We start from the raw sequence: 21,955 nt of genomic DNA on the forward strand, positions 1-21,955 counted from the left end.
AAGTCATGCCTTTCACCCGCAATTAGTGATTTAAACATAGCTAAAAATCATGAAAAACAAGGCTCTGGTGTGTTATTAACCCACTTGCCTTAAAGTAAAGTTAGTCGTTTTATCATTCTTTTTAATGCCGGTGCTTTAAGTGGTTTGTACAATAAAGGATAACCTGCATCGAGTACGCGCTCGCGTATTTGCTCATCGTGGTTTGCAGTATTAACAATGGCAGGCAACGTCATTAATCCTGCTTGTTCAATCACCTCAAGCCCCGTTACACCATCATCCAATTGATAATCAACAATAAGTAGTTGTGGTAGTGTATTTTCTGCTTTGAGTTGCTCAAGTTCAATTAAGTTAGTGGCGGTGGCAATTTCACAGCCCCAGTTTTCTAGCAACTGTTTTAGCGCTTCAAGTACATTACGATCGTTATCCACAAGCCAAATACATAAACGACCCAATTCAGTTTCTGAATTGGCAGGTACATGCGCAGTGGCTGGTGTTTTTAAACTAGGTTTGCATGGCATGGTTAAAGTAAATTGAGTGCCTTTATTAAGCTGAGAGCCCATTACCAAAGGAATATTTAATAAATCACAAATACGTTTGGTGATAGAAAGCCCCAATCCTAATCCCTCGGCGTTAGGTTTATCGCCCAGCTGCTTAAATTCTTGATAAATACTCTGCTGATCACTGGTAGCAATGCCTATGCCTGTATCTTCAATCACAAACGATACATGATGTTCATCAAGTAAAACTTTTAAACGTACTTCACCATACTCTGTGTAGCGTATAGCATTACTAAGTAAGTTTCTTAGTACACGCTTAAGTAATGCTTTGTCGGTATAAATTCGCGCATCGCACGACTCAACGATAAAACCGAGGCCTTTTTCTTGAGCTAGTGCTAAATAATCATTACGCAGTGGCTCTATTAAACTACTCACATTAAATTCCGTTAACTGCACTTTAAACGAACCTGAATCGAGTTTAGTTAACTCTAAAATACTCGAAAGTAGCTCTTCTGCACTTGCTAAGGAATTTTTAATATTCATAGCTAGATCTTTAAGCTCAGTATCTTGGGCTTTTTCGTTCATTAGCGAACAAAATAAACTTGCAGCATTAAATGGCTGCAATAAATCGTGACTCGCTGCGGCAAAAAAACGTGTTTTACTTACTGTTGCCTGCTCTGCTACTTGCTTAGCTTTAGAAAGCGCTTGGTTAGCCTGTGTTAATGCGGCAGTGCGCGTAGCCACTTTTTCTTCAAGACTAACATTCGCTTCGGTGAGTGCTTTTTGTTGTTTTACAAACTCACTTATGTCGGTGTAGGTCGTTACAAACCCGCCACCAGGCAAGGGATTTCCTTGCATTTCAAATACTCGGCCATCACTATGTGCGCGTTGATATTTATACGCGCTGCCTTGTTTTAAATAGGCTAAACGCTTATCGACTTCTGTATTAATATCCTCACCACGAAATAAGCCTCGCTCAGCGTTAAAGCGAATAATATCGGCAACGGGTCGGCCTATATACAAAGCAATATCGGGGTAATTAAACATGTGCTTATAGCCCTGATTCCAAGCGACCAAACGCAACTCACTATCTACTACGCTAATCCCTTGTTGAATGTTTTCAATGGTAGATTGCAGTAAATCACGATTAAATTTAAGCACTTGGCTAGCTTCATCGACAAACTCAGCAACTTGCTCTAAAGGCTGACGCTGCTCATTTTTCGCTACATCTAAAATTAGCCGTGCTGATGCACCACCAATAACCGCTGACATTTCACGCTCAACTAATAACTCAAGCTCAACATTAGCAATCCGTTTCCATTGGCTTTTGTCATGCGGAAAATACTGCTGCACTAAAGAATGGCTCGCGTCTTTTTCAGCAAAACGCTGTAATAATGCCCCTAAATCTTCATAATTGAGTGGCTGCAATGTGGTGTTTAATCGCGAGTCGTTTAATTGAGATATGAACTTATTGCTTTGCAGGCGCTCAGCAAGCGTTGCACGACTAAATAGTGGTACAAGCAAATACACTAACGTATTTACCCCTAACGACAACAGTAATGATTGGCTAATACTTTCTAAATTCAATGAAAGTAAATTAGTGGGCGCTAACCAAGCAACTTGCCATGGCCCTTCTATTAACCAACTACTTTGACTGCCAAAACCACTGGCTAAATTAGGTAGCAGTAAAGTGTAACCCCAAATTACAAAGCCACTTAAAATACCGAGCTGTGCACCACGACACGATGCGTGGCGCCACCATAAACCAATAATCATCGCAGGAGCAAATTGCGCAACTAAGGTAAACGACATAAGCCCAACGGTTGCAAGTGTGGTGGTTTCTGCAAGCACTCTATGAGTGAAATAGCTGAGTAATAAAATAAGTACAATTACAATTTTACGCGCATGCAATAAGTTGTTTTTATCCAATCCTCGGCTGCTTGACGTTAACTGTGAGCGACGCAAAATAAACTGATTAATAAAATCATTAGTGATCATCACCGACAGCACAATTGCCGACACAATCACCATACTTGTGGCCGCTGAAAAGCCACCTAAAAAGGCCAGTAAGGTTACCCCGCTATTATCTGTCGCCATTGGCAACGCTAATACGAAGGTATCTTGACCAACGCTACTATCACTAAAATAAACCAGCCCAGCGTAAGCTATAGGTAAAATAAATAAGTTGATCAGTAATAAATACAACGGAAATAACCAGCGAGCGGTTGCCAGCTCATTATTGTTATTGTTTTCAATAAAGCTCATATGAAACTGACGCGGCAAACATAACGTTGCCAGTATCCCCAACAAGGTATGTGCAACATAGACATAAACGGGGCTTTGAGTCGCGGCAACGTGTGTTGGTATGTTTAGCGCTTGCGCCTGTTCATACAAAGCAATAGGGCTATCAAATATAGAAAAACACACATACAAGCCCACCGCAATAAAGGCAAGTAACTTAACAATTGATTCAAAGGCAATACTGGCAATTAACCCGGGGTTATGCTCACTAGGCTTAAGCCTGCGAGCGCCAAATAAAATAGCAAATAAAGCCAGCAATAACGTAATATAAAACGTACTATCTGCCCATACTTGGTTACTTTGAGTGGGGGCTCGGTCGGTGAGTAAATTAATACTTTGTGCGGTCGCACTAAGTTGTAAAGAAATATACGGTACAATTGCTATCACTGAAATAAGTGAAATAAGCCCTGACAAACTCGACGACTGCCCATAACGAGTGGCAATAAAGTCAGCCATAGAAGTAAGCTTTTGCTGTCGACAAATATGCGCAATACGACAATACAGCTGCCAGCCAAAAATAAATAATATAATCGTGCCCGCATAGGTAGGCGCCAACCACCAGCCATTACTAGCCGCTTGTGCTGTGGTGCCGTAAAAAGCCCATGAGGTACAATAAACACCCAATGACAGCCCGTAGGTTAAACCTTTGAAAGGAAGTACCTTACGCCTATCCGCCCAGCCCGCAACTGCAAATAATATCCCTAGATACACCACAGCAATAAGGCTAATAAACCAAATTGAAAACATATTTTTGTTCTTGTTATTATTTTTATAATACTTAACTTAGCATAAGGGGATGTGTAGCAAAAAGCAGCCCTTACTTTAGTGCTATAAATGAACAAAAAAGTAAAATAAGAATTATTTGCATTTAGGTGTTGACAGTTATTTAAATCTAATTGATAATCACTATCAACAAGACGAAGCATACTTCTTGTGACGGAAAAGTTCATTTGTTTCTCGACCCTGAAACAACGTGTGGCGCACGTTAACAGCTATGGAAACCTGTTATAAACCACAACGCCCCTTGCTGTTTATGACCTGTTTCCGCCCTACTCATTTACTTGCTACATTGCTCATATCGGTGACGGTAGATATGAAACTAAAAAAGCCCTTACGGGCTTTTTTTATGTCTGTAATTTAGTGCGTAAGGCCTTAACCTGCACTTTTAAAAATTAACGACGGTTTTTTCGTGCACGTGCTCGGCGTTGTTTTTTCTCTTCTTCTTTGGCTTGCTTTTTCGCCTCTGCTGCCGCGCGCAATTCAGCCACCATTATTTCTTCTTCTTCACGCATGGCAGGTGTTTCCATGGTAATACGACCGATAATGCCATCTCGTAATTCATTAATTAGAATTTCCGACATTTTATACGTATCGATTTGGTTACCACCGCGAATACAGCCGCGCTTTTTACCCGCCATTTCAACAAACTCCCAATCGCTTTCTGGCAGTTCATCTAATTTATAGCGCGCTTTTAAAAGCTCAGGATAAGCATGCAATAAATACTCAGCGGTGTAACTTGCCACTTCTTCGTACTCAATAGCGGTATCACGTATCGCACCGGTTGCGCCTAAACGATAACCTGAGTTTTCGTTCTCTACTTTTGGCCACAGCATCCCTGGCGTATCGTAAAGCATAATGCCATCATCAAGTTTAATACGTTGCTGCGCCTTAGTAACTGCAGGCTCGTTACCCGTTTTAGCCACTATACGCCCAGCAAGCACATTTATGAGCGTCGATTTACCTACGTTAGGAATACCCATAATCATGGCTTTAATTTGCTTATCGGCACCGACTTTATGCGGCACTAACTTTTTACACAGCTCATTAATTCGATGCACTTCTGCGGCTTTATCGTTACCAAATGCAATGGCTTTTACGCCATTTTCTTGCTCAAAATAGTCTTTCCAGGTTTGCGTCATTTTAGGATCAGCTAAATCGGCTTTATTGAGAATTTTGATGACCGGCTTACCTTCACGCAGGGTAGCCACCATCGGGTTTTCGCTACTGTAAGGAATGCGCGCATCTAGCACTTCAATGATCACATCCATTTGTGGCATTATTTCTTTAATTTCATTTCGGGCTTTATTCATGTGCCCAGGGAACCACTGTATTCCTGCTCTACTCATTTGATTTATATGACCTTTAATTTTAGGCTCTAGGCCATGGGTACTAATGTGGGTGCTAAAAGTAAAACTATGCTTTTGTACTTTTGGTTTATTGGTAGAGTTTACTACAAAATAGCATTCTAATTCTTCTTAAAATAAACTCCTCAAACAAGAACTAAAATATTAAATGCGCGATTCATCATATTTAGTATTTTATAAATAAGAAAACCGCGGCATAAAAGGGAAGCTATACGCTTCCCTTTAGATTAGTTTTAAGCTGTTTGTGCTTTTAAATTTAGCCAGTCTTCTTGCTTTAACTTGTTCCAAGCAGCAAGGATATGGGCGGGCTTCATTTGCGATTTTCTAGCATTCCAGCTATGTACTGTATTAATAAGCTCTTCATCAGTAATGTTATTACCTTCTAACTCATTAGTTGCAACCCAATGCACAGTTGAAAGTAGTTCCATACCGTTTTGCGACTCAAAGCCTTCTATTAGCCTAGCTACTTTATCAAATCGTTGTTTTGTATCTGGGCATTCTTGCAAATAGTTAATTGCTTCGATAGCCGCATCATCTTTAAGCTCTATAGGTGTATCAGGCTTATTTATACCGTCTGCATAACCAGTAATAAAGTGACCTTCCATTTTATCTAACACATGGCGCAGCACATCAGCATAAGGGCCATAATGATGTTTTTGAAATACCACTTTGTTTAAAGGTTCTCCCGCTGCCGTTAAAAAATACACAAGCTTTTGTACTTCTAGTAACGATAAGCGATAACCAAACCCTGTAGAGGTATAACGTTCTATCAAACCTAAAACGGCAGCTCTACCGAGTGTCATATCGGGTCTTTTAGTTTTATTAGGCATCGCCTGGGCCGTTGGGGCGTTTTGTGGTGGGTATACACGCCATTCAACGTTTGGCAATTCACTTAAAGAGTTCTGTATAAGTGAATCAACAGCATTCCAATCTAAGCCCCCTAAGCCACTTCCCAGTGCTGGTAAGGCGACTGATTTAAGCCCTAATCGTTTTACCTCAGTTTTTAAGCTGTTAAGCCCTTGCTCTATATATTCAAGCTTAGAACTACCTTTCCAGTGCGCTTTAGTAGGGAAGTTAATAATATAAAATGGTGCATTAATAGAATTAAGCTCAACTGTTAACACTTCGCCTGTTATTAGCTCTTTATCATCACAGGCTTTTTTATATACTTTAAAGTTATCAGGGAAGGCCTTTTTAAATTGCAAAGCAAGCCCTTTACCCATTACCCCTACAGTATTAACTGTATTGATAATAGCATCAGCTTGATCATGTAAAATATTGCCAGTTTGATAAGTAATCATCTTAACCTCAGTAGTACCACTGTGGTCTAACTAAGACCTCAGGTTTATGCTGCGCATTTTGAAGTAGCATATTTACTTCATTAGCAACATCTTGTGTTTTTACGCCTATTTGGCGAATAGCTGCCCATTGTACAGACTCAAACGCTAAAAACTCAGCTTGTTTTTCTTCTTTAAAGTCCTGCCAATAGCGTTCATTAATAATACGTTTTATATCCAACTCATTAATACGTGTAAAATCATCAATTTGCTCTGCATATTCTAAATCGGCATGAATATCAGTAAAAAAGCAATGTTGGTTTCCCAGGCGCACTGTTTCAGTATCACTAATTAAGTGTAATACCTTATCTTGCCCACCGCCAAAGTCGCCATGTCCACAATGAATAACATACAACATGACTGAACGCGGGCAAAAATTAAACGGCACATACTGACCAATCGTACCACCCGCAGCCACTTTTACAGGGCGAACTAAACGACGTTTTTTAATATGGCTATAACCAATATTTTGGTTAACTAAACCAAGCTCAATACGTTTAGCATCAGACCATAGGCAACCTTGGCCTAAAATACTAACTAAGTTATCAATGTGCGTTATGTGCGAGACCTTGACCGTCATAATTAGTCCATTGCCTGTACTGAGTTAGCTAAACGTCTTTCATGGCCTAACGGTGTTGTATAAAATCGTTGTTCGATACCATATAGCAAGTACTTTAATTCATCATCAGTTGTTACTTCAAATTTACTGTTATCTTTATCAAACTTAAGCTTTTGCTCACAGTAGCTATGAATATAAGAACACATTTGGTCTCTATCTTCAGCAGGCATAGCAGCAAGAGTATCCATAGCTAAAGCGACTCTCTTGCGATTTGGCTTCGATACTTTTTCGGTGCTAAAATCGCCTGAAAGCTCTATAAAATCTTCTTCAAGAAAGCTTTCAACTTCTTCATTAGTCGCTTCTTTGTAAAGCACATCGATACCTTTAAAAATGCTAGATATAGTGGCTAAGCTTCGAAAAACTAATCTATCTTTTTCTTTAAAATAAACAGCATCAGCAAACTCATTAACAACCAAACGCTTCTCAGTATTCTCAAGCTCCGCAGCCTCGCCAAAAGCAATCATCTTCCTTGTAACAAATAGAGAAGGTGTTATTTTTTGAAAATAAAAATCCCCCGCTTGAATCGCTAATAATAAATTAATACTACTAAACTTATCTTTTGATAGGTCAAAATAATCCTTAGAGTCAAATTCCTTTTTTAATATATCAAGGCAGTACGGTTGCTCACTAAAGTTATCGATTTTAAACCATGAATCCTCATCTAAATTATGATCAGGGGCATATTCAACGCAGGCCTCATCTGTAACGAACAACTTATTAAACAGTGTTTTTCCAGATATAAGTTTAAAAACTTTCCTTTTACCATGTCCTTTTATTTTAGCTAGTACCTGATCCATCAACTATCTCCGTTCAATAAATGTGTAATTATTAATTCGGTGAGCTTCCTCAATAACTATTTCATCAGCGGTTTTGTATGCATGCCTGCTGATCAAAAAGATTGCACCACCATTTTTAGTTTTTATATTGTAAAACTCAAACCCAAACAGTAAAAAAAGGGGATTAAAATATAATGCCTGCGATAAAAATGTAAAAATAAATAAAACGCCATAAACAAAAAACAAGGTTTCCCAGTTCATAATACTCAAGGCAACAAAAAAGTAACCTAAATAGCTCGGCAAGAAACTATTATTTGCGTGTTCCATGTCTGTAACTTGACCAGTTTTAAAGTCATCCTTACCTAGGTATCGACTTAAATAGATACTGATCCCTGTAAAAGTAACGGGCACTGTAAAATAAAGCCCATAAGACACCATGTTGTGCATTTCCACAAGGAACGTACAATTATCAAAAAAGTATCCTAAAGTGTAAGCTTTTTGTACTAAAAAAATAATCACCAGTAACGAGGTAGCATTAAATGTTAGTAGCAATCTAAATAATAAATTCATTCAACTTAATCCTTTTCTGTTGGCAAAATTAAAAATTCACTCTTCTAAAATAAAAGTTTGCAGGTGCTTATCTACTTTAATTCTTAATTTAAAAGGAGGAACAGTACTACCATCTTTACCCTCAAAGTATGCTTTAGCTTTATTAATATCAACTGTCGCTTTTAGGTTATCAAATCGGCCAAATTGATTTATGTTTTTCTCATTAATTACACTGCTCATTAGCTCAATTAAAAGCGATTTATCAACACCTAAAGCATCAACCAAAGCATTGATTTTGGCGTTTTCTACATTGTTTTGATAATCGTTTATGTAATCTCTAAAGCTATGGCCATCCACTAACTTAGCATCACCGCGCTGTAAATCGTGCAAAAACAATTTAGCGTACTTTTGTTCGTTTTGAGTCAGTGATGAAAACGACTTATGTAGTTCGTTGAGTGTAAGCTCAACACTTGCCTTATCCAGGCCCTGATTCAGTTCTTTTAAATATTTATCAAAGCGACTGTTCATATAGTCGGTGTCGATTTTACCGGTATCAATTTCAGTCAAATAACCGCTAATATCAAAAGGTACTTCACCGCCACCAGCACCGCCGCCATCACCTGAACGAGCAAGCTCTTTATAACGTAGTACTAAGCTCAGGTAGGTTTGCTCGTCTATAGTTAACTCAGCCTCATCGCTAACAACAGAGTCAACCGAATACTTAGCACTTTGTTCAGCAATACCCACACTAAACTCACGCCATTGAAAGCCCTGCACTTTTGCTGCCTCTAAGTGCTGGTTAAAGGTTTTAAATAAATTTGCAAATTTAGCACAACCTTCAAGATCTTCGGGTAGCTTTTCAAAGTTTTCAACGCCAGCACTTGCAAATAGCTCTGTTATATCTGCCACTATTGTGTTCATAGCTTTAAGGTTGCTTTCTAAGCGGTCAACAAATAAGCCTATTGGCCGATCACCAGAATAGAGTTTAACTGCATCGTTAATGTGCTGCTCCATGGTATGAGGATAACGGTAGTAACGAATAGTTCCGTGTGGTTTTTCATCTTTTTTAAACAACCGATTAGTACGTGAAAATGCCTGGATAATATTTTGGTATTTAAGCACCTTATCTAAATACAAGGTATTGAGCCATTTAGAGTCAAAGCCTGTCAGCATTTGGTCTACCACAATGAGTAAGTCTAACTGTTTTTCTGGCTCTGTATGTATGCGCTCATAGGGCCTTTTATGGGCAAGACGTGCAGCTAAATCTTTTTTAAACTTACCATGCTTTGCAAAATCAAAATCTTGACCATAGCGTGCATTATAATCTGCCATAATCTCGTCTAGGCCATCACCTTTAAAAGTCGGCCCACGATCGCCGCTACCGTCATTATCAATATTTGGGTCAAACAGTGCTGATATTTTAAGCTCTGGTTTAGCCGCTTTTATACGGCGGTAGTAGTCAATGGCTTCAGCAATACTATTAGTAGCTAAAATGGCATGAAATTTATTAGCCTGGCTTAGCACATCCCATTTATCTAAAATATCACTCACTACCTCTTCTTGATGAGCATCAGTTAAGTATTGGCTTTTAGGCACGTAGTCTTCAATACCTTTATGATATTTACCCATTGCATCTTTTTTGCCTGCCATAGGCACATCATTCATAAAGTGGTTAAACTTTTTCTTTTTAGCGGGGCTACTCATAGCATCAGCCACCGAGTCTGCTTTAGCCTGGGCTAAAGCCACCTCTTTTTTTATGTCGCTATCTTTAAAGGTAGGTACTTTATAAGGGTCAAAGCCAAGCACGTTGCCATCGCGTATTCCGTCAGCAATGCTATAGCGATGTAATTCGTTACCAAATACGGTGCTGGTGGTATTGCCGCTTTTTTCGTTTTCTTCTTGAATGGGTGTGCCCGTAAAACCAAAAAACAATGCACTAGGAAAAGTACGCTTAATGGTAATCAACATATCGCCAAAGGTTGAGCGATGCGCTTCATCAATAATAAACACTAAACGTTTAGCTTGTATTATTTCAATATCGGCAGAGTTAGTCGCTGTGCCTTCATCATCAACCGCTTCGAATACGTTACTCATTTTTTGAATAGAGCTAACTATTAATGTTTCAGCCGGATCTGTACTTTTTAACTTAGAGATTAATACACCCGTATTCTCTGTTGCTTGTACGTCTTCCCCGTCGCCAGCAAAGCTCCGGTACTCTGCAAGTGATTGAGTACCTAACTCAATTCTGTCCATCAAAAATATAACTTTGTCGGCATCTTTAGATTGCGAGATTAACTGTGCCGACTTAAAGCTGGTCATGGTTTTACCTGAGCCCGTGGTATGCCATATATAACCCCCTAAGCGCTCGGTATTCGAGTTTATTTGCTTCCAATTAGTTTTAGCTACTTTATCGGATATCGCATTAGCGGCGTAATATTGATAACTGCGCATTACCTTAAGCACACCATCGGTATCGTCGGCCACGGTATAAAAACCAATAAGTTGGTGTGCCATAGGAATAGACAACAAGTCAGATGCTATATATTTCCAGTAATTTTTAGGCTCATTATTAAAGTTTGCCCAGTTAAATTGGTAATCGGGGTTAAACTTGCCGTCTAAGCCTGGGTTAGCAAAGTATTTGGTCTCGTTCGGCTCCATAGCTACAAACACTTGAATAAGCGAAAACAGCCCACTAAAAACGCCTTCTTCACTGTATTTTTCAATTTGGTTAACCGCTTGGCTTACCGGTACACCGCTACGTTTAAGCTCCACATGAATAACGGGCATACCGTTAATTAATAACAACACATCGCCGCGCCTGTCGTTACGTAAAGGGCTGGCGCGTTCAAATTTTGGTTGTTGTACTATTTGGTAACGGCTTTGGCCTGCGGCTATTTCTTGGCGGTCATATATTTTTAAGCTAACCTCTTTGCCTAAACGTTCTGGGTGAGCTGGGTTGTCGCGCGTAATTGCCACTGTTTTGCCATTAATTAAACCATTCAACTTCAGCGGTGTTTTAAGCTCTTTAATCTGAACAATAATTTGCTGCATTTCACCGTTGGTAAGCGGTACATCGTTTAAGCGGTCTTGCTGGCGGTTGTTTTCAAATAAAATATTCGCCCAGTTTTGCAGTAAATCAGCCTCAGTTTTGTTTTTTAATATTTCAGCTTCCCACCCTTTATGGGTAAGTACTTCAATAAAAGCCTGCTCAAATTGTGCTTCAGTTTTAAACGTAGTCATTGTTTTTTACTTCCCATCCTTGTTATACAAACATTTTTCTCAAACAGGCCTGCTTGATGTTATTGAGTTTGGTGATTTGTTGTTGATGTTGGTTTATCAATGCATCGAGTTGATTAAAGTACTCACCTATTTTAACTTTTTCTTTTACCGTTGGAGGTAACTTAATTTTAATCAACCTTATATCTTCAACTGTAATATTTGCGTGAGATGAAGATTTTGTTAGTGTTTGGAAATACTCTTGCCCAACCTTGGAAAGCAATTGATGAATAGTTACTAATCCATCGGAAGCACACTTCAACTTACATATTCCAACAGCTCCACCGACCAGCGACTTTTCTGGTAACTGATAAAACCCAACATTTCCGATTTTTCCAGATATTGAAATAAGTACAGATGGAACATCTATAAGTATCCTTGGATATTTATTTGCAACATCACAAGGAATAAAGAAGTCGGTTTCCAGATTTATGTTTGGACCACTAAAATCTTTATTTTGTATAAATGAGAATGTTTGACTACTTTTTGTCCTCACCAATGAGGGCTTGATTGTCGCCGAATAGTCAAAACCGGTTTGCTTAGTTATTAGATTACATATGTCATCAAGTTGCTTCTCTTCCCACTCTTCACTAAACCCCTTAAAACGGATTTCTGGGATAGTTTCGCCTTGTTTAGGGAACATTTTTTCCAGCATAGCTTTTTTAATATTGCTGAACTTATCATGCTTTTGTTGATGTTGATTGATTAGGCTGTCGAGCTTTTGGAAGATGTTGCCGATTTGAACCTGTTCTGGTTCATCTGGTACGTTTACTACTTGGCCCTTAACTATGTCAGAATTTAGATTAACCTGACTACCAGGCTGACCATATTGCTGCCACCTTGGTTCAAATGACTTTAACCATTGGTACATATACTCAAGTTGAAAAATAGGTTTTTTAAATATTAAGAAACCATCGTGAACTCCAGTCTCAACATAATTAATAACTGGCTTCCCTACGCTTGCGGCGATACTTAAAAGTAAATGCATCTCAAACAATACACGAGTCTTTCCTTGACCAAGCTTTGAAATCCTTTGACTTAAATAATGAATCCTACCGTCTTGCTTCGTAACATCTCTAATGCGTAACCAACCAACATTTGAACTAGTATCAAACCATTTTGGATCTTCTATAGGTCGAGGGCTTGCTCCGCGAACAATTTCAGCTAACTCACCTAGTTCTTTCGTCTCCCATTCACGACTAAACCCTTTAAAACGAATTTCAGGTACTTTTTTCTCTACAGCCATCTTATTCGTCCTTTAACAAGCTCGTCAGTTCATTCAAGCCTTGCATATCAAACTCATTACCGGTGAGCTCGCCCATCATTTGTGCTAACTCTTGCTCGGTGGCTTTAATATCACTCGCCACTTGCGAGTATGTGACTGCGTATTTATCGGCTAGAGCTTGTACTTGGCTGGTGAGCTGGGTAATAACTGCGCTTGGCATCGCCGCGAGCTTATTACTTAATGTGGTAATCCATTTTAAGTGAAGCAGCTCGCTTACTTGCGCGTCAGATAAACTCTCAATTGTTGTTTTGGTTAAAAGGTGCAGTGCAATAGCTGCTTCTTTAACTGATTTTTTAAGTGCTTTTTCTTCGTCGATTAGTTTATTAGCCTTGATGATTTTTGCTTCGTAGCTTTCCTGATCAAATTTAACTTTGCTGTCTTTTTGCTCTTTCAAGAAGGCTTTAGCGGCTTTGCCCACTTCAGCATTAACAAAGCCGTCTTTGCTTTCTTTTACCGTCGTTTGTTCTTTATCTTCTTCAGTTAAGCTTTCTATCACCTCTTCAAGCTGGCTCGCGATTTCTGCAAGGCGAGCTTCTTGTTCAGCCAAAGCTTGTAGCTCGTCGCTTAGGTGTGTTTGTTGTACCAAATTAAACGGGAGTATGTGACCTTTCCAGCCATCTTGCACTTCGGTGTCTTTACCGTTTTTCTTTTTAATCACCATATTAGCATCTACCTGTTTAGTTGCTGCAAAGCCTTCGGTCTGCATCATTTCTAAATCGGCGCTAATGGTTTGCCATTGGTTATTTTGGTATTGGTAGGCTTGGTATTTGTCCACCAACGCAATAGGCGCTAAGCGTTTAAATAGTTCTTCACTGAGTGTCGCTTCTATTTGATTGCGGTTAACTGTTTCCCACCCTTTAATAAGCGTAGTATTTAAGTAATCATCGTAGCTGCCATCAACACCTGTAAATGCGTTATTGTAGGTAGTGATAAGTTCACGCACTTGTGGGTGTTCACTAATGGTGGCATTCACGTCTTCTTTAGCCACTCTAAGCTCGCTATAAGCGGCTGATTTAGGCGCAAACAATGCAGAATGCAATTGTGGTAGAGCTTGCCAATAAGTTTGTAGCTCGGCTATTTCATTATTAGGGATACCACCAAGCATAGTGGCGTGTAAGTCCCAACTTTCTGCTGCCGCAGAAGAATCTACATAACGCGGTATATTTAAGTTGTAGTCATTTTCGCGCAGGGTTTGCTTGCTTACTACTTTTGAAAACTTATCGATACTTTCACGGTTAATAACCGCATCTGTCACTCGTTTTATATCACTTGCTTGTAGCTTGTTGTTTTTGCCTTCTTTAATAAAATGTTTAGAGGCATCAACCACTAGTACATCAGTGTTTTGTCGTTTTTGTTTGAGCACAATAATAACGGTTGGTATGCCTGTACCAAAAAAGATGTTCGCCGGTAAACCAATAATCGCGTCGATGTGATTATTTTCGATTAGTTGTTTACGTATTACGCCTTCTTCGCCACCACGAAATAGTACACCGTGTGGCAGTACAATGGTCATAATACCATCGGGCTTTAAGTGATAAAGGTCGTGCAGTAAAAAAGCAAAGTCGGCTTTAGTTTTAGGCGCTAAACCAAAACGCGAATAGCGAGGGTCGCTGTCTTTAAAGCTTGGGTCCCAGGCTTGTGAGTATGGTGGGTTTGATACAACGGCATCTACGTATAAAGGGTTGTATGTAGCAAGCGGATCGCTTTCATCAAAGTATGGCCAATCATCTTCTAAGGTATCGCCATTACGGGTAGTAATGTTATCGGGCAGAATACCGCGCATGATTAGGTTCATCCGGGTTAAGTTATATGTGCTCTCTTTTAGCTCTTGCGCGAAGTATTTAATATCGTCTTTACTTTTTGCATATTTAGCAACTGAGCTACCTATGTTTATTAGTAATGAACCTGAGCCACTGGTTGGATCGTAAATTTCAATTTTATCTTTATGTTTTAGTTCATGTGCTGTGATTTCTGACATGAGTAATGACACTTCGTGAGGTGTGTAAAACTCACCAGCTTTTTTACCTGCATTGGCGGCAAACTTTTCAATTAAGTATTCGTATATGTAACCCAGTACATCGTAACCAACATTACCACCCATAGGGATGCTTTTAATTAGGTGTAGTAAATCACTTATCGCTTTAGTACGTTTAGGCGCACTTTCTCCTAGCTTGCTTAAGCCTGTTTCTAGTGTGGTGAAAATACCTTCAAATAGCTTTTTATGATTAGGGTGAATTAGACGGCTAAAAGCCGAAAGTGCATCGCGCACGTTAGACTCATCAAAGTCAGACTTTGGATCAACCCAGGTAGAAAACAGGTTATTGTACGATATAAAGTAGCCTAAATTACTTTGCACATATTCTAAGGTTTCAGGGTCGTCTTCGCCAAGGGCTTTAATTTCATCTTCGGTCATGCCTTGCTCTTTGACAAAGCTAACTAATTTATCACTTACGTACTTGTAAAATATAAAGCCTAAAATAAAGTCTTTGTAATCGTTCGCTTCAATTTTCGAACGCATTTGGTTGGCTGATTCCCAAATTTTGGCTGCTAGTTGTTGCTTATTCATAAATAAAACTATTTCCTAGTACATAAGTAAAACGTAAACAGATAATGCTGCTTACGCTTCGAAAAATTCTTCGTCTATTTTTTTCAGGTGTAATACCTGCTCGTCTCTGCTGCCAATGTTGTAACGCAGCATGAGTTTTGCTAATTTTTTATCATTTATGAGGGCTATACGCATACCTAGGTCTTTAACTGTTTGCATGGCTGATGGGGTAAAGTCTGAGATGGTAATAAATATTCCTTTTTGCGCTTTTTTAAGGTTAAGAGCGCCAAAGAAGTCTCGTATATCAGCTGAGCCAACAGGTTCTCTAATACAGACTGCTTACCACCTGGCTGTGTTTCGGTGTGCACTTCATCTGTTAAGTTAAACTGCTCAGCGAGCTGGTTAATAACATTACGTAATTTAAGTTCATTAACTTGCCCGTTGTTATGAGCTTTATACGCGTTCTGAAGAAAGGGCCGCATAAACTCTTGGTAATTTAGGATCACCCGTTATCCTTTTGTTTTTCTATCCAGGCTTCTATATCTTCACGCTTAAAACGCCATGAGCCACCTACTTTAAAGCCAGGCAGTTTTCCTTCACCCGCTAATCGATAAGCTGTTTTTTCATTAAGCTTTAAATAAACCGCAAGCTCTTGGATTGTTAGTATTTCGTCACTCATTGATTTATCTCTGACTGTGAACAAAAGTAGAGTATGAGAAAATTGCGGAATGGTCAATTTAATACTGTAAAACACTTTTATTAACGCTATTGGCAAGTGCGGTATAAAGGCTCGGGTATTAAGCCCGAGCTTTATGTTATTTTCTTTTATATAGATTGGACTTCCCAGCTTATAAGACAGTTCTGGGTTTAGTTATCTCTTTCCCCTAATCTCTCCATTATCCAATCATCAACCTCTGACTCTAACCAGGCTACAGATTTAGCACCAAGCGATACTTGCTTTGGGAATGTGCCTTCAGAAATAAACTTATAAATACTTGAATGGCCAAGTGATGTTTTTTGAATAACTTCTTTTAATTTGATTAAACGCGTGGAATTTCTCAGGTTCGTTATTAGCACCTAACTTTACAGAGTATATAATTTTAACTGGCAAGTCTCTATACCCAAACCACCTTAAGACCTGAGTCTCAGTTGGAATTAAAAGCGATTTAGCCAAGGCATTGATTGAAAATAATAGTGGTTCTATTGTTAAAATCAATAACGCAGTATCAATCGCTTTGAAACCAACCCTTGGGCGTTTCATAAACGCTGAGCGCTGTATCTTGAGGTGGTTTGGGTATTATTGCGCTATACTGACGCAAATTTTTTCATATAAGACACTATGGCTCTCAAATCTACCATCATGAAGGCGCAGTTATCGCTTAGCGATATGGACCGTCACGTATACCAAGATTTTAATTTAACCTTGGCACAACACCCATCAGAAACAGATCAGCGGTTGATGATCCGCTTACTCGCTTTTGCACTTAATAGCTGTGATGGTTTAGAGTTTACCAAAGGGTTAAGCGCTGATGATGAGCCGGAGCTTTGGCATGTCAATTACAGTGAAGAAATAGAGCTGTGGATTGAGCTGGGGTTACCAGATGAAAAGCGCCTTAAAAAAGCCTGTAATAAAGCTAAAAAAGTAATTTTATATACCTATGGCGAGAATAACCAAGCTATTTGGTGGCAAAAGCATCAGCCTAAATTGTACGAGTTTAAAAACTTAAGCATTTTTAGCCTTGATTATGCTGCTACTCAGTTATTAGCTGCGTTGGTTGATCGTAATATTAAATTGGCTATTACCATTCAAGATGGTGAAGTTTGGGTTAATACCGACACCACTAACATTGAGATAAAACCTCAGCAATTAATGTAACTAGAATAGGTTATACCAATTGCATTAAATTAGTTATCTATTATAGCGACAAGTAAATAAGTCGGTAACAAGGCGAAAATTGTGACATATAGTTGTTCTATATAAATAATTTTTAACGTAGGTAGCGGATTATTTAATACGCTAGAATGATCATGTTTTTAATAAAATTGGTATTAGGGGGCGTATGAAAGTTAAACACGTTATTGTTTTACATGGCTTATATATGTCTGGCTTGGTTATGCGCCCGTTGTGCTCACGCTTGGAGGAGTCGGGGGTGAAAGTTTTAAACCTTACCTACAATACGCGTGACCCTAATCGGGATGCTATTTTTTCGCAAATAGATGAATTTATTGGCAACGAGCCTTCTGCTTTAGTGTGTCACTCTATGGGGGGCTTAGTTGCTCGCGCCTATTTAGAGGCAAACTCAGCGCCAAGTCATCATGTTGAAAAGGTAATCACCTTAGGAACGCCACATACTGGCAGCCATATTGCTGAAAAAATGCAGCAAAAAGGGTTCGAGCTATTATTAAAAAATAGCGTTGAGTTTTTACTCTCTAAGAATGGTGATTGGCCTTTTAAAGCCAAGCTATATAGCATTGCCGGCGACTTACCGATTGGCTTAATGCCACTCATTGTAAAAGGCAGCCGCTCTGATGGCACCGTATTATTAGATGAAACCAAGCTAAAGGGTATGGCCGAACATAAGGTATTTCACTTAAGCCATACCAGTATGATTTACTCACGCCAAGTCGTTAATTATATTCTTGAGCGCTTGAATGAGGACATTTAGTCCTCGGCTGCAGCCGCCACTTTGTAGCTGATCAAAAATATAATACCTAGCACTAAGGGCATTGGTGCAGCAATATAGCCAAGGGCATCAGAGTTTGCAAAACTTGCACCCGCTAAGTGCGCAACTAACCCTAATACAAACCCTAGCAAAGCAATACCAATAACGATGAGTTCAGCTTTATTTTCTTTACGTGTTTTAGCTTCCATAATTTCTCTCCGCATCTAATCAAGTAGCCCCTTAACTCAATAAAGTGATCTCTATCAAGTTGGGTTATAGTGATTATGCGCTTTACTTATGAGCGTTTTTTGACCTACATCAATAAATAAAATAAGTGTGCGCTGCGCCTGTCAAAAGCTTGTTTTAGATCATATTTTGTACTCACAAAATAAACAATTTCGCTGCTCAAGGTAGTATTTTTATAAACACAACCCATATCTATTGAACAGCGTTAGCTAACTTATTTAAAAAGTCGAGCTACGGTGATAGCTTTTAGCTATGACACCAATATGTATAAACGATTTTATTAATACACCATCTTAGGTAATACTGACTGTATTGAGCAAGGTGTAAACAAATTCATAAAACGGTTCTTTAAGGAGCAATGTATGTCGCAAGTAAATGCAATTGGTTTAAACAGTACAAAAAGTGAAGATATTATTAAGTCACTGAATACGCTTTTAAGCAGCTATCAAATTCAATATATGAATGCGCGCGGTTTTCACTGGAATATTAAAGGCCGAAACTTTTTTGAATTACATTTAAAGTTTGAAGAAATTTATAACTTACTACTGTTAAAAGTAGATGAAATCGCAGAACGTATTTTAACGCTTGATGGTGCACCGCTACATGCATTTTCAGATTACTTAGAAGTAAGTGAAATTAAAGAAGCAAAAGGGATCAGCGACGGCGTAACCGCAGTAGAGAACTTACTTGCCGGATACAGCAGCTTAATTAAAATGCAGCGCGATATTCTTGCACAAGCCGCTGAAGCTGATGATGAAGGTACCGCGTCATTAATGAGTGACTACATTAAAGAGCAAGAAAAACTAGTGTGGATGTTAAAAGCCTACCTAGATTAAGTTATTTTAAAAAATAGAAAGCCTCAGTTATTACTGAGGCTTTTTTGTAAAAATCATTTACGGGCTATGACAAAGCGATAAAAAAGGCCATTTCTAGCGCTTTTTCCTCTAAGCTCTTAAAGCGACCCGATGCCCCACCATGTCCTGCATCCATGTCGGTTTTAAACACTAAAATATTATCATCGGTTTTATATTCACGCATTTTAGCCACCCATTTCATTGGTTCCCAATACTGTACTTGTGAGTCGTGCAAACCGGTTGTCACCAGTATATTGGGGTAGTGTTGCGCACTAATATTGTCGTACGGTGAATACGCTTCAATAATGTCGTAAAAATGGGGGTCATTTGGGTTACCCCATTCATCATACTCATTTGTTGTAAGCGGAATGCTTTCATCTAACATTGTGGTGAGTACATCTAAAAATGGCACATGGCAGCCCACTCCACAGTAAAGCTCAGGCGCTTGATTTACCACAGCTCCCATTAATAACCCCCCAGCACTGCCACCAGAGGCAAACACTTTACTTTTGTTGCCATATCCTTGCTCAGTGAGCGCTTTGGTTACATCTATAAAGTCATGAAAGCTATTTTGTTTATACTGTTTTTTACCATGTTCGTACCATGATCGCCCTAGCATTTCACTACCACGCACATGCGCAATCGCATAGACAAAGCCACGGTCTAGTAAACTCAGTGACGTACTCGAAAAGCTAGGATCTATGGTGATCCCATACGCGCCATAACCATATTGAAACAACGGATTTGAGCCATCTTTTATGAAGCTATCTTTACGATATACCAACGACACCGGCACTTTTGCCCCATCTCGAGCGCTTACCATAAGCCGCTCTGACTGGTAGTCTTCTGCGTTAAAGTCACCGAGTACTTTTTGTTGTTTAAGTAAGGTTTTTTCGCCTGTGGTTAAATCAACATTATAGAGCGAGCCTGGCGTTGTTAAGCTTGAATAGTAAATGCGTGCATGGGTTACACTTGGCTCTGGGTTCATCGCAATAGCGGCGTAGTAACAAGGATCATCAAACTCAAGGTTCATTCGCTCGCCGTTTTTATTAACCACAACAAAGCGTGCTTGGCCTTGTTCGCGCTCGCTAAGCACTAAAAAGTCGTTAAATAGTTCAACGCCTTCTAATAATACAGTTTCACGATGAGGGGTATGTGTTTGCCACTGGTTTTTATCAGTAATGGTGTCGCTTGTTGCGGTCATTAATCTAAAGTTTTTGGACTGCCAGTTAGTCACTATATAAAAAATATCACCAAGCTTATCGATATCAAATTCATGCCCCTCTTCGCGCGGCATTAAAGCGGTAAACTCACCTTGCGGTTGATTGGCATCAAGCACCCACATGTCGTTAGTTTCTGTGCTCGCTAAATCAATAATAATTAAGCTTTCATCACGGCTTTTACCTAAGCCCATAAAAAAGCTGCTGTCTTGCTCTTCGTATACCAGTACATCTTGGTGTTGCTCAGTCCCTAGTTCATGTCTAAAAACTTGATAACCCAATAAGGTTTTTAAATCCTTTTTTACATAAAATACGGTTTTATTGTCGTTCGCCCAAACAACTTGCCCCTCGGTAATCTCAAGTACATCGTCGAGCATTTTATTGCTGCTTAAATCTTTAAACCGTACTGTGTATATCCGTCTGCCGTCGGTATCTTCAGAGTAAGCCATTAATTGCTCGTTGGGGCTTAGTGCCACTTCCCCTAACTCATAAAATTCATAGCCATTGGCAAGTTCATTAACATCAAGTAGTAGTTCTTTATCAGCCATTGTCATACTGCGGCTGCGATAATGACGCGCATATTCATCATCTCCGCGAACCTCTGAGTGATACCAATACTGGCCGTCTTTTACCGGTACAGTGTTATCGTCTTTTACAATACGACCTTTAAGCTCCTCAAATAATGTATTTTGTAGTGGCTTAATGGCAGCTAATTGTGCATCACAATAGGCATTTTCTTGCGCTAAATGTGCGAGTATATCGGCATTTTGTCGCTCATCATCGCGCATCCAATAATAATCATCACTGCGTGTTTTAGCATGAGTAGTCAGCGCATGAGCTTGCTTTTTAGCAACAGGGAAATTAGGTAATAAGCTTAAAGAATAATCAGAAGAAGACACAAAAAAACCGCTTAAAAAATAACAATGGCGGTCAGTTTATCATAAAAATAAAAAAGCCCACTCATAGTTGAGTGGGCTAAAGCGGTATAAATTCGATAACTAAAAACTACGAGAATTTTTATTGTTGTCGTTATACCTAAGGGAAGTTGATTTACTGTATTTGCTGCCAAGCCATCGCCCAGCTTTCACCAACGCCTGGCTCAAACATAGCGCTATTCTCATTCACACGGCAAAACTCACTAAATGGCCATGCCTTACACTGGTATATATGCCCTGTTTTTGGCTGTAATACTTTGGTGCCCGCACTGTACATATCGCCATTTTGAGGATAAACCGCGTCGTATCCAAGGCTATTGACTGTGATTAATTTTTTATTTTTTTCAGCGCGATTAAAGTGAACCACCGCGCTACAAATACCACTGCTTTCAAGTGCAAATATTTTGTTATGTCGGTACGCAACCACCAATCCTTGCTCTGTCATTCTGCCAGCGCACACAAGCGGAATATGCATATTAATATGCTCAACCACCAGCAAACTCCAAGCATGCGGTTCGCCCTGCTCTGGAGAGAGTATTTCATAATCAAACGCTAGCTGAGTTAATTCGCCATGCTCATCGTAAAAGCTCACACTAACCGTATCACCAACAAAGAGCTGGCTATACTGATCGAGCCCAAGACAACCAATAGTTAACCATTCTCCACATGTTAATGATGAATGTATAAACACTGCAAAACCTTAAAGAG

18 protein-coding genes and 2 pseudogenes are annotated in these 21,955 nt (G+C 39.3%); 3 read left to right on the forward strand and 17 right to left on the reverse strand.

The window, feature by feature from the left end:
* Nucleotides 1-89: 89 nt before the first annotated feature.
* The 14 genes and pseudogenes from ND6B_RS09120 to ND6B_RS19940 all read right to left on the reverse strand — a co-directional run bounded on the left by ND6B_RS09120 (nucleotide 90) and on the right by ND6B_RS19940 (nucleotide 16,406).
* Nucleotides 90-3,545, reverse strand: coding sequence for a PAS domain-containing hybrid sensor histidine kinase/response regulator (locus ND6B_RS09120; RefSeq protein ID WP_033103547.1), 3,456 nt, complete (start codon nucleotides 3,543-3,545; stop codon nucleotides 90-92).
* A gap of 425 nt (nucleotides 3,546-3,970) precedes the next feature.
* Nucleotides 3,971-4,924: a ribosome biogenesis GTPase YlqF gene (gene ylqF / locus ND6B_RS09115; RefSeq protein ID WP_033103548.1), complete on the reverse strand. Its 954-nt coding sequence runs from the start codon at nucleotides 4,922-4,924 to the stop codon at nucleotides 3,971-3,973.
* 251 nt (nucleotides 4,925-5,175) lie between these two features.
* Nucleotides 5,176-6,243: a type II toxin-antitoxin system antitoxin DNA ADP-ribosyl glycohydrolase DarG gene (darG, locus tag ND6B_RS09110; RefSeq protein WP_033103549.1), complete on the reverse strand. Its 1,068-nt coding sequence runs from the start codon at nucleotides 6,241-6,243 to the stop codon at nucleotides 5,176-5,178.
* 7 nt (nucleotides 6,244-6,250) lie between these two features.
* Entirely contained in the window at nucleotides 6,251-6,859 is a 609-nt protein-coding gene (darT, locus tag ND6B_RS09105) for a type II toxin-antitoxin system toxin DNA ADP-ribosyl transferase DarT (RefSeq protein WP_033103550.1), read from the reverse strand.
* 2 nt (nucleotides 6,860-6,861) lie between these two features.
* On the reverse strand, nucleotides 6,862-7,695 hold the full coding sequence (locus ND6B_RS09100) for a hypothetical protein (RefSeq protein WP_033103551.1): 834 nt from the start codon (nucleotides 7,693-7,695) through the stop codon (nucleotides 6,862-6,864).
* A gap of 3 nt (nucleotides 7,696-7,698) precedes the next feature.
* Nucleotides 7,699-8,244: a hypothetical protein gene (locus tag ND6B_RS09095; protein ID WP_033103552.1), complete on the reverse strand. Its 546-nt coding sequence runs from the start codon at nucleotides 8,242-8,244 to the stop codon at nucleotides 7,699-7,701.
* A gap of 36 nt (nucleotides 8,245-8,280) precedes the next feature.
* On the reverse strand, nucleotides 8,281-11,463 hold the full coding sequence (locus ND6B_RS09090) for a type I restriction endonuclease subunit R, EcoR124 family (RefSeq protein WP_033103553.1): 3,183 nt from the start codon (nucleotides 11,461-11,463) through the stop codon (nucleotides 8,281-8,283).
* A 22-nt stretch (nucleotides 11,464-11,485) separates the two neighbouring features.
* Nucleotides 11,486-12,745: a restriction endonuclease subunit S gene (locus ND6B_RS09085; RefSeq protein ID WP_033103554.1), complete on the reverse strand. Its 1,260-nt coding sequence runs from the start codon at nucleotides 12,743-12,745 to the stop codon at nucleotides 11,486-11,488.
* A 1-nt stretch (nucleotide 12,746) separates the two neighbouring features.
* Nucleotides 12,747-15,350 (reverse strand): type I restriction-modification system subunit M, encoded by a 2,604-nt coding sequence (locus ND6B_RS09080; RefSeq protein WP_033103555.1) that lies wholly within the window; start codon nucleotides 15,348-15,350, stop codon nucleotides 12,747-12,749.
* Between the two features lie 51 nt (nucleotides 15,351-15,401).
* Complete coding sequence (locus ND6B_RS20485) at nucleotides 15,402-15,524, reverse strand: hypothetical protein (protein ID WP_268746941.1); 123 nt, start codon at nucleotides 15,522-15,524, stop codon at nucleotides 15,402-15,404.
* 15 nt (nucleotides 15,525-15,539) lie between these two features.
* Nucleotides 15,540-15,659 (reverse strand): annotated as a pseudogene (locus tag ND6B_RS20385) (restriction endonuclease); the annotation flags it as partial.
* A 38-nt stretch (nucleotides 15,660-15,697) separates the two neighbouring features.
* Nucleotides 15,698-15,811, reverse strand: a pseudogene (locus ND6B_RS20390) (restriction endonuclease); the annotation flags it as partial.
* Between the two features lie 20 nt (nucleotides 15,812-15,831).
* The gene (gene mads1 / locus ND6B_RS09075; RefSeq protein ID WP_033103556.1) at nucleotides 15,832-16,008 is read right to left on the reverse strand and encodes a methylation-associated defense system helix-turn-helix domain-containing protein MAD1; all 177 of its coding nucleotides are present in this window, start codon (nucleotides 16,006-16,008) and stop codon (nucleotides 15,832-15,834) included.
* A gap of 188 nt (nucleotides 16,009-16,196) precedes the next feature.
* Complete coding sequence (locus ND6B_RS19940; protein WP_235420485.1) at nucleotides 16,197-16,406, reverse strand: AlpA family transcriptional regulator; 210 nt, start codon at nucleotides 16,404-16,406, stop codon at nucleotides 16,197-16,199.
* A gap of 262 nt (nucleotides 16,407-16,668) precedes the next feature.
* Here ND6B_RS19940 and ND6B_RS09070 point away from each other — a divergent pair, with 262 nt between their 5' ends.
* Nucleotides 16,669-17,205: a YaeQ family protein gene (locus ND6B_RS09070; protein WP_033103558.1), complete on the forward strand. Its 537-nt coding sequence runs from the start codon at nucleotides 16,669-16,671 to the stop codon at nucleotides 17,203-17,205.
* Between the two features lie 184 nt (nucleotides 17,206-17,389).
* The gene (locus tag ND6B_RS09065) at nucleotides 17,390-17,995 is read left to right on the forward strand and encodes a PGAP1-like alpha/beta domain-containing protein (protein ID WP_028834704.1); all 606 of its coding nucleotides are present in this window, start codon (nucleotides 17,390-17,392) and stop codon (nucleotides 17,993-17,995) included.
* Here the strand turns inward: ND6B_RS09065 and ND6B_RS09060 are convergent.
* The gene (locus tag ND6B_RS09060; RefSeq protein ID WP_033103559.1) at nucleotides 17,992-18,201 is read right to left on the reverse strand and encodes a hypothetical protein; all 210 of its coding nucleotides are present in this window, start codon (nucleotides 18,199-18,201) and stop codon (nucleotides 17,992-17,994) included. The two genes, ND6B_RS09065 and ND6B_RS09060, sit on opposite strands and share 4 nt — an antisense overlap.
* Before the next feature lie 399 nt (nucleotides 18,202-18,600).
* On the opposite strand from ND6B_RS09060, the gene ND6B_RS09055 reads away from it, so the two are divergent.
* Nucleotides 18,601-19,074, forward strand: coding sequence for a Dps family protein (locus tag ND6B_RS09055; RefSeq protein ID WP_008112861.1), 474 nt, complete (start codon nucleotides 18,601-18,603; stop codon nucleotides 19,072-19,074).
* 64 nt (nucleotides 19,075-19,138) lie between these two features.
* On the opposite strand, the gene ND6B_RS09050 is transcribed toward ND6B_RS09055, so the two are convergent.
* Nucleotides 19,139-21,211, reverse strand: a complete 2,073-nt coding sequence (locus ND6B_RS09050; protein ID WP_033103560.1) for a S9 family peptidase — start codon at nucleotides 21,209-21,211, stop codon at nucleotides 19,139-19,141.
* Nucleotides 21,212-21,362: 151 nt separating this feature from the next.
* A complete protein-coding gene (locus ND6B_RS09045) occupies nucleotides 21,363-21,938 on the reverse strand; it encodes a hypothetical protein (RefSeq protein WP_013466224.1) in 576 nt (191 codons plus the stop codon).
* Nucleotides 21,939-21,955: the final 17 nt, after the last annotated feature.

It is taken from the genome of Pseudoalteromonas sp. ND6B, from assembly GCF_000764215.1.
Classification (GTDB): Bacteria; Pseudomonadota; Gammaproteobacteria; order Enterobacterales; family Alteromonadaceae; genus Pseudoalteromonas; species Pseudoalteromonas tetraodonis.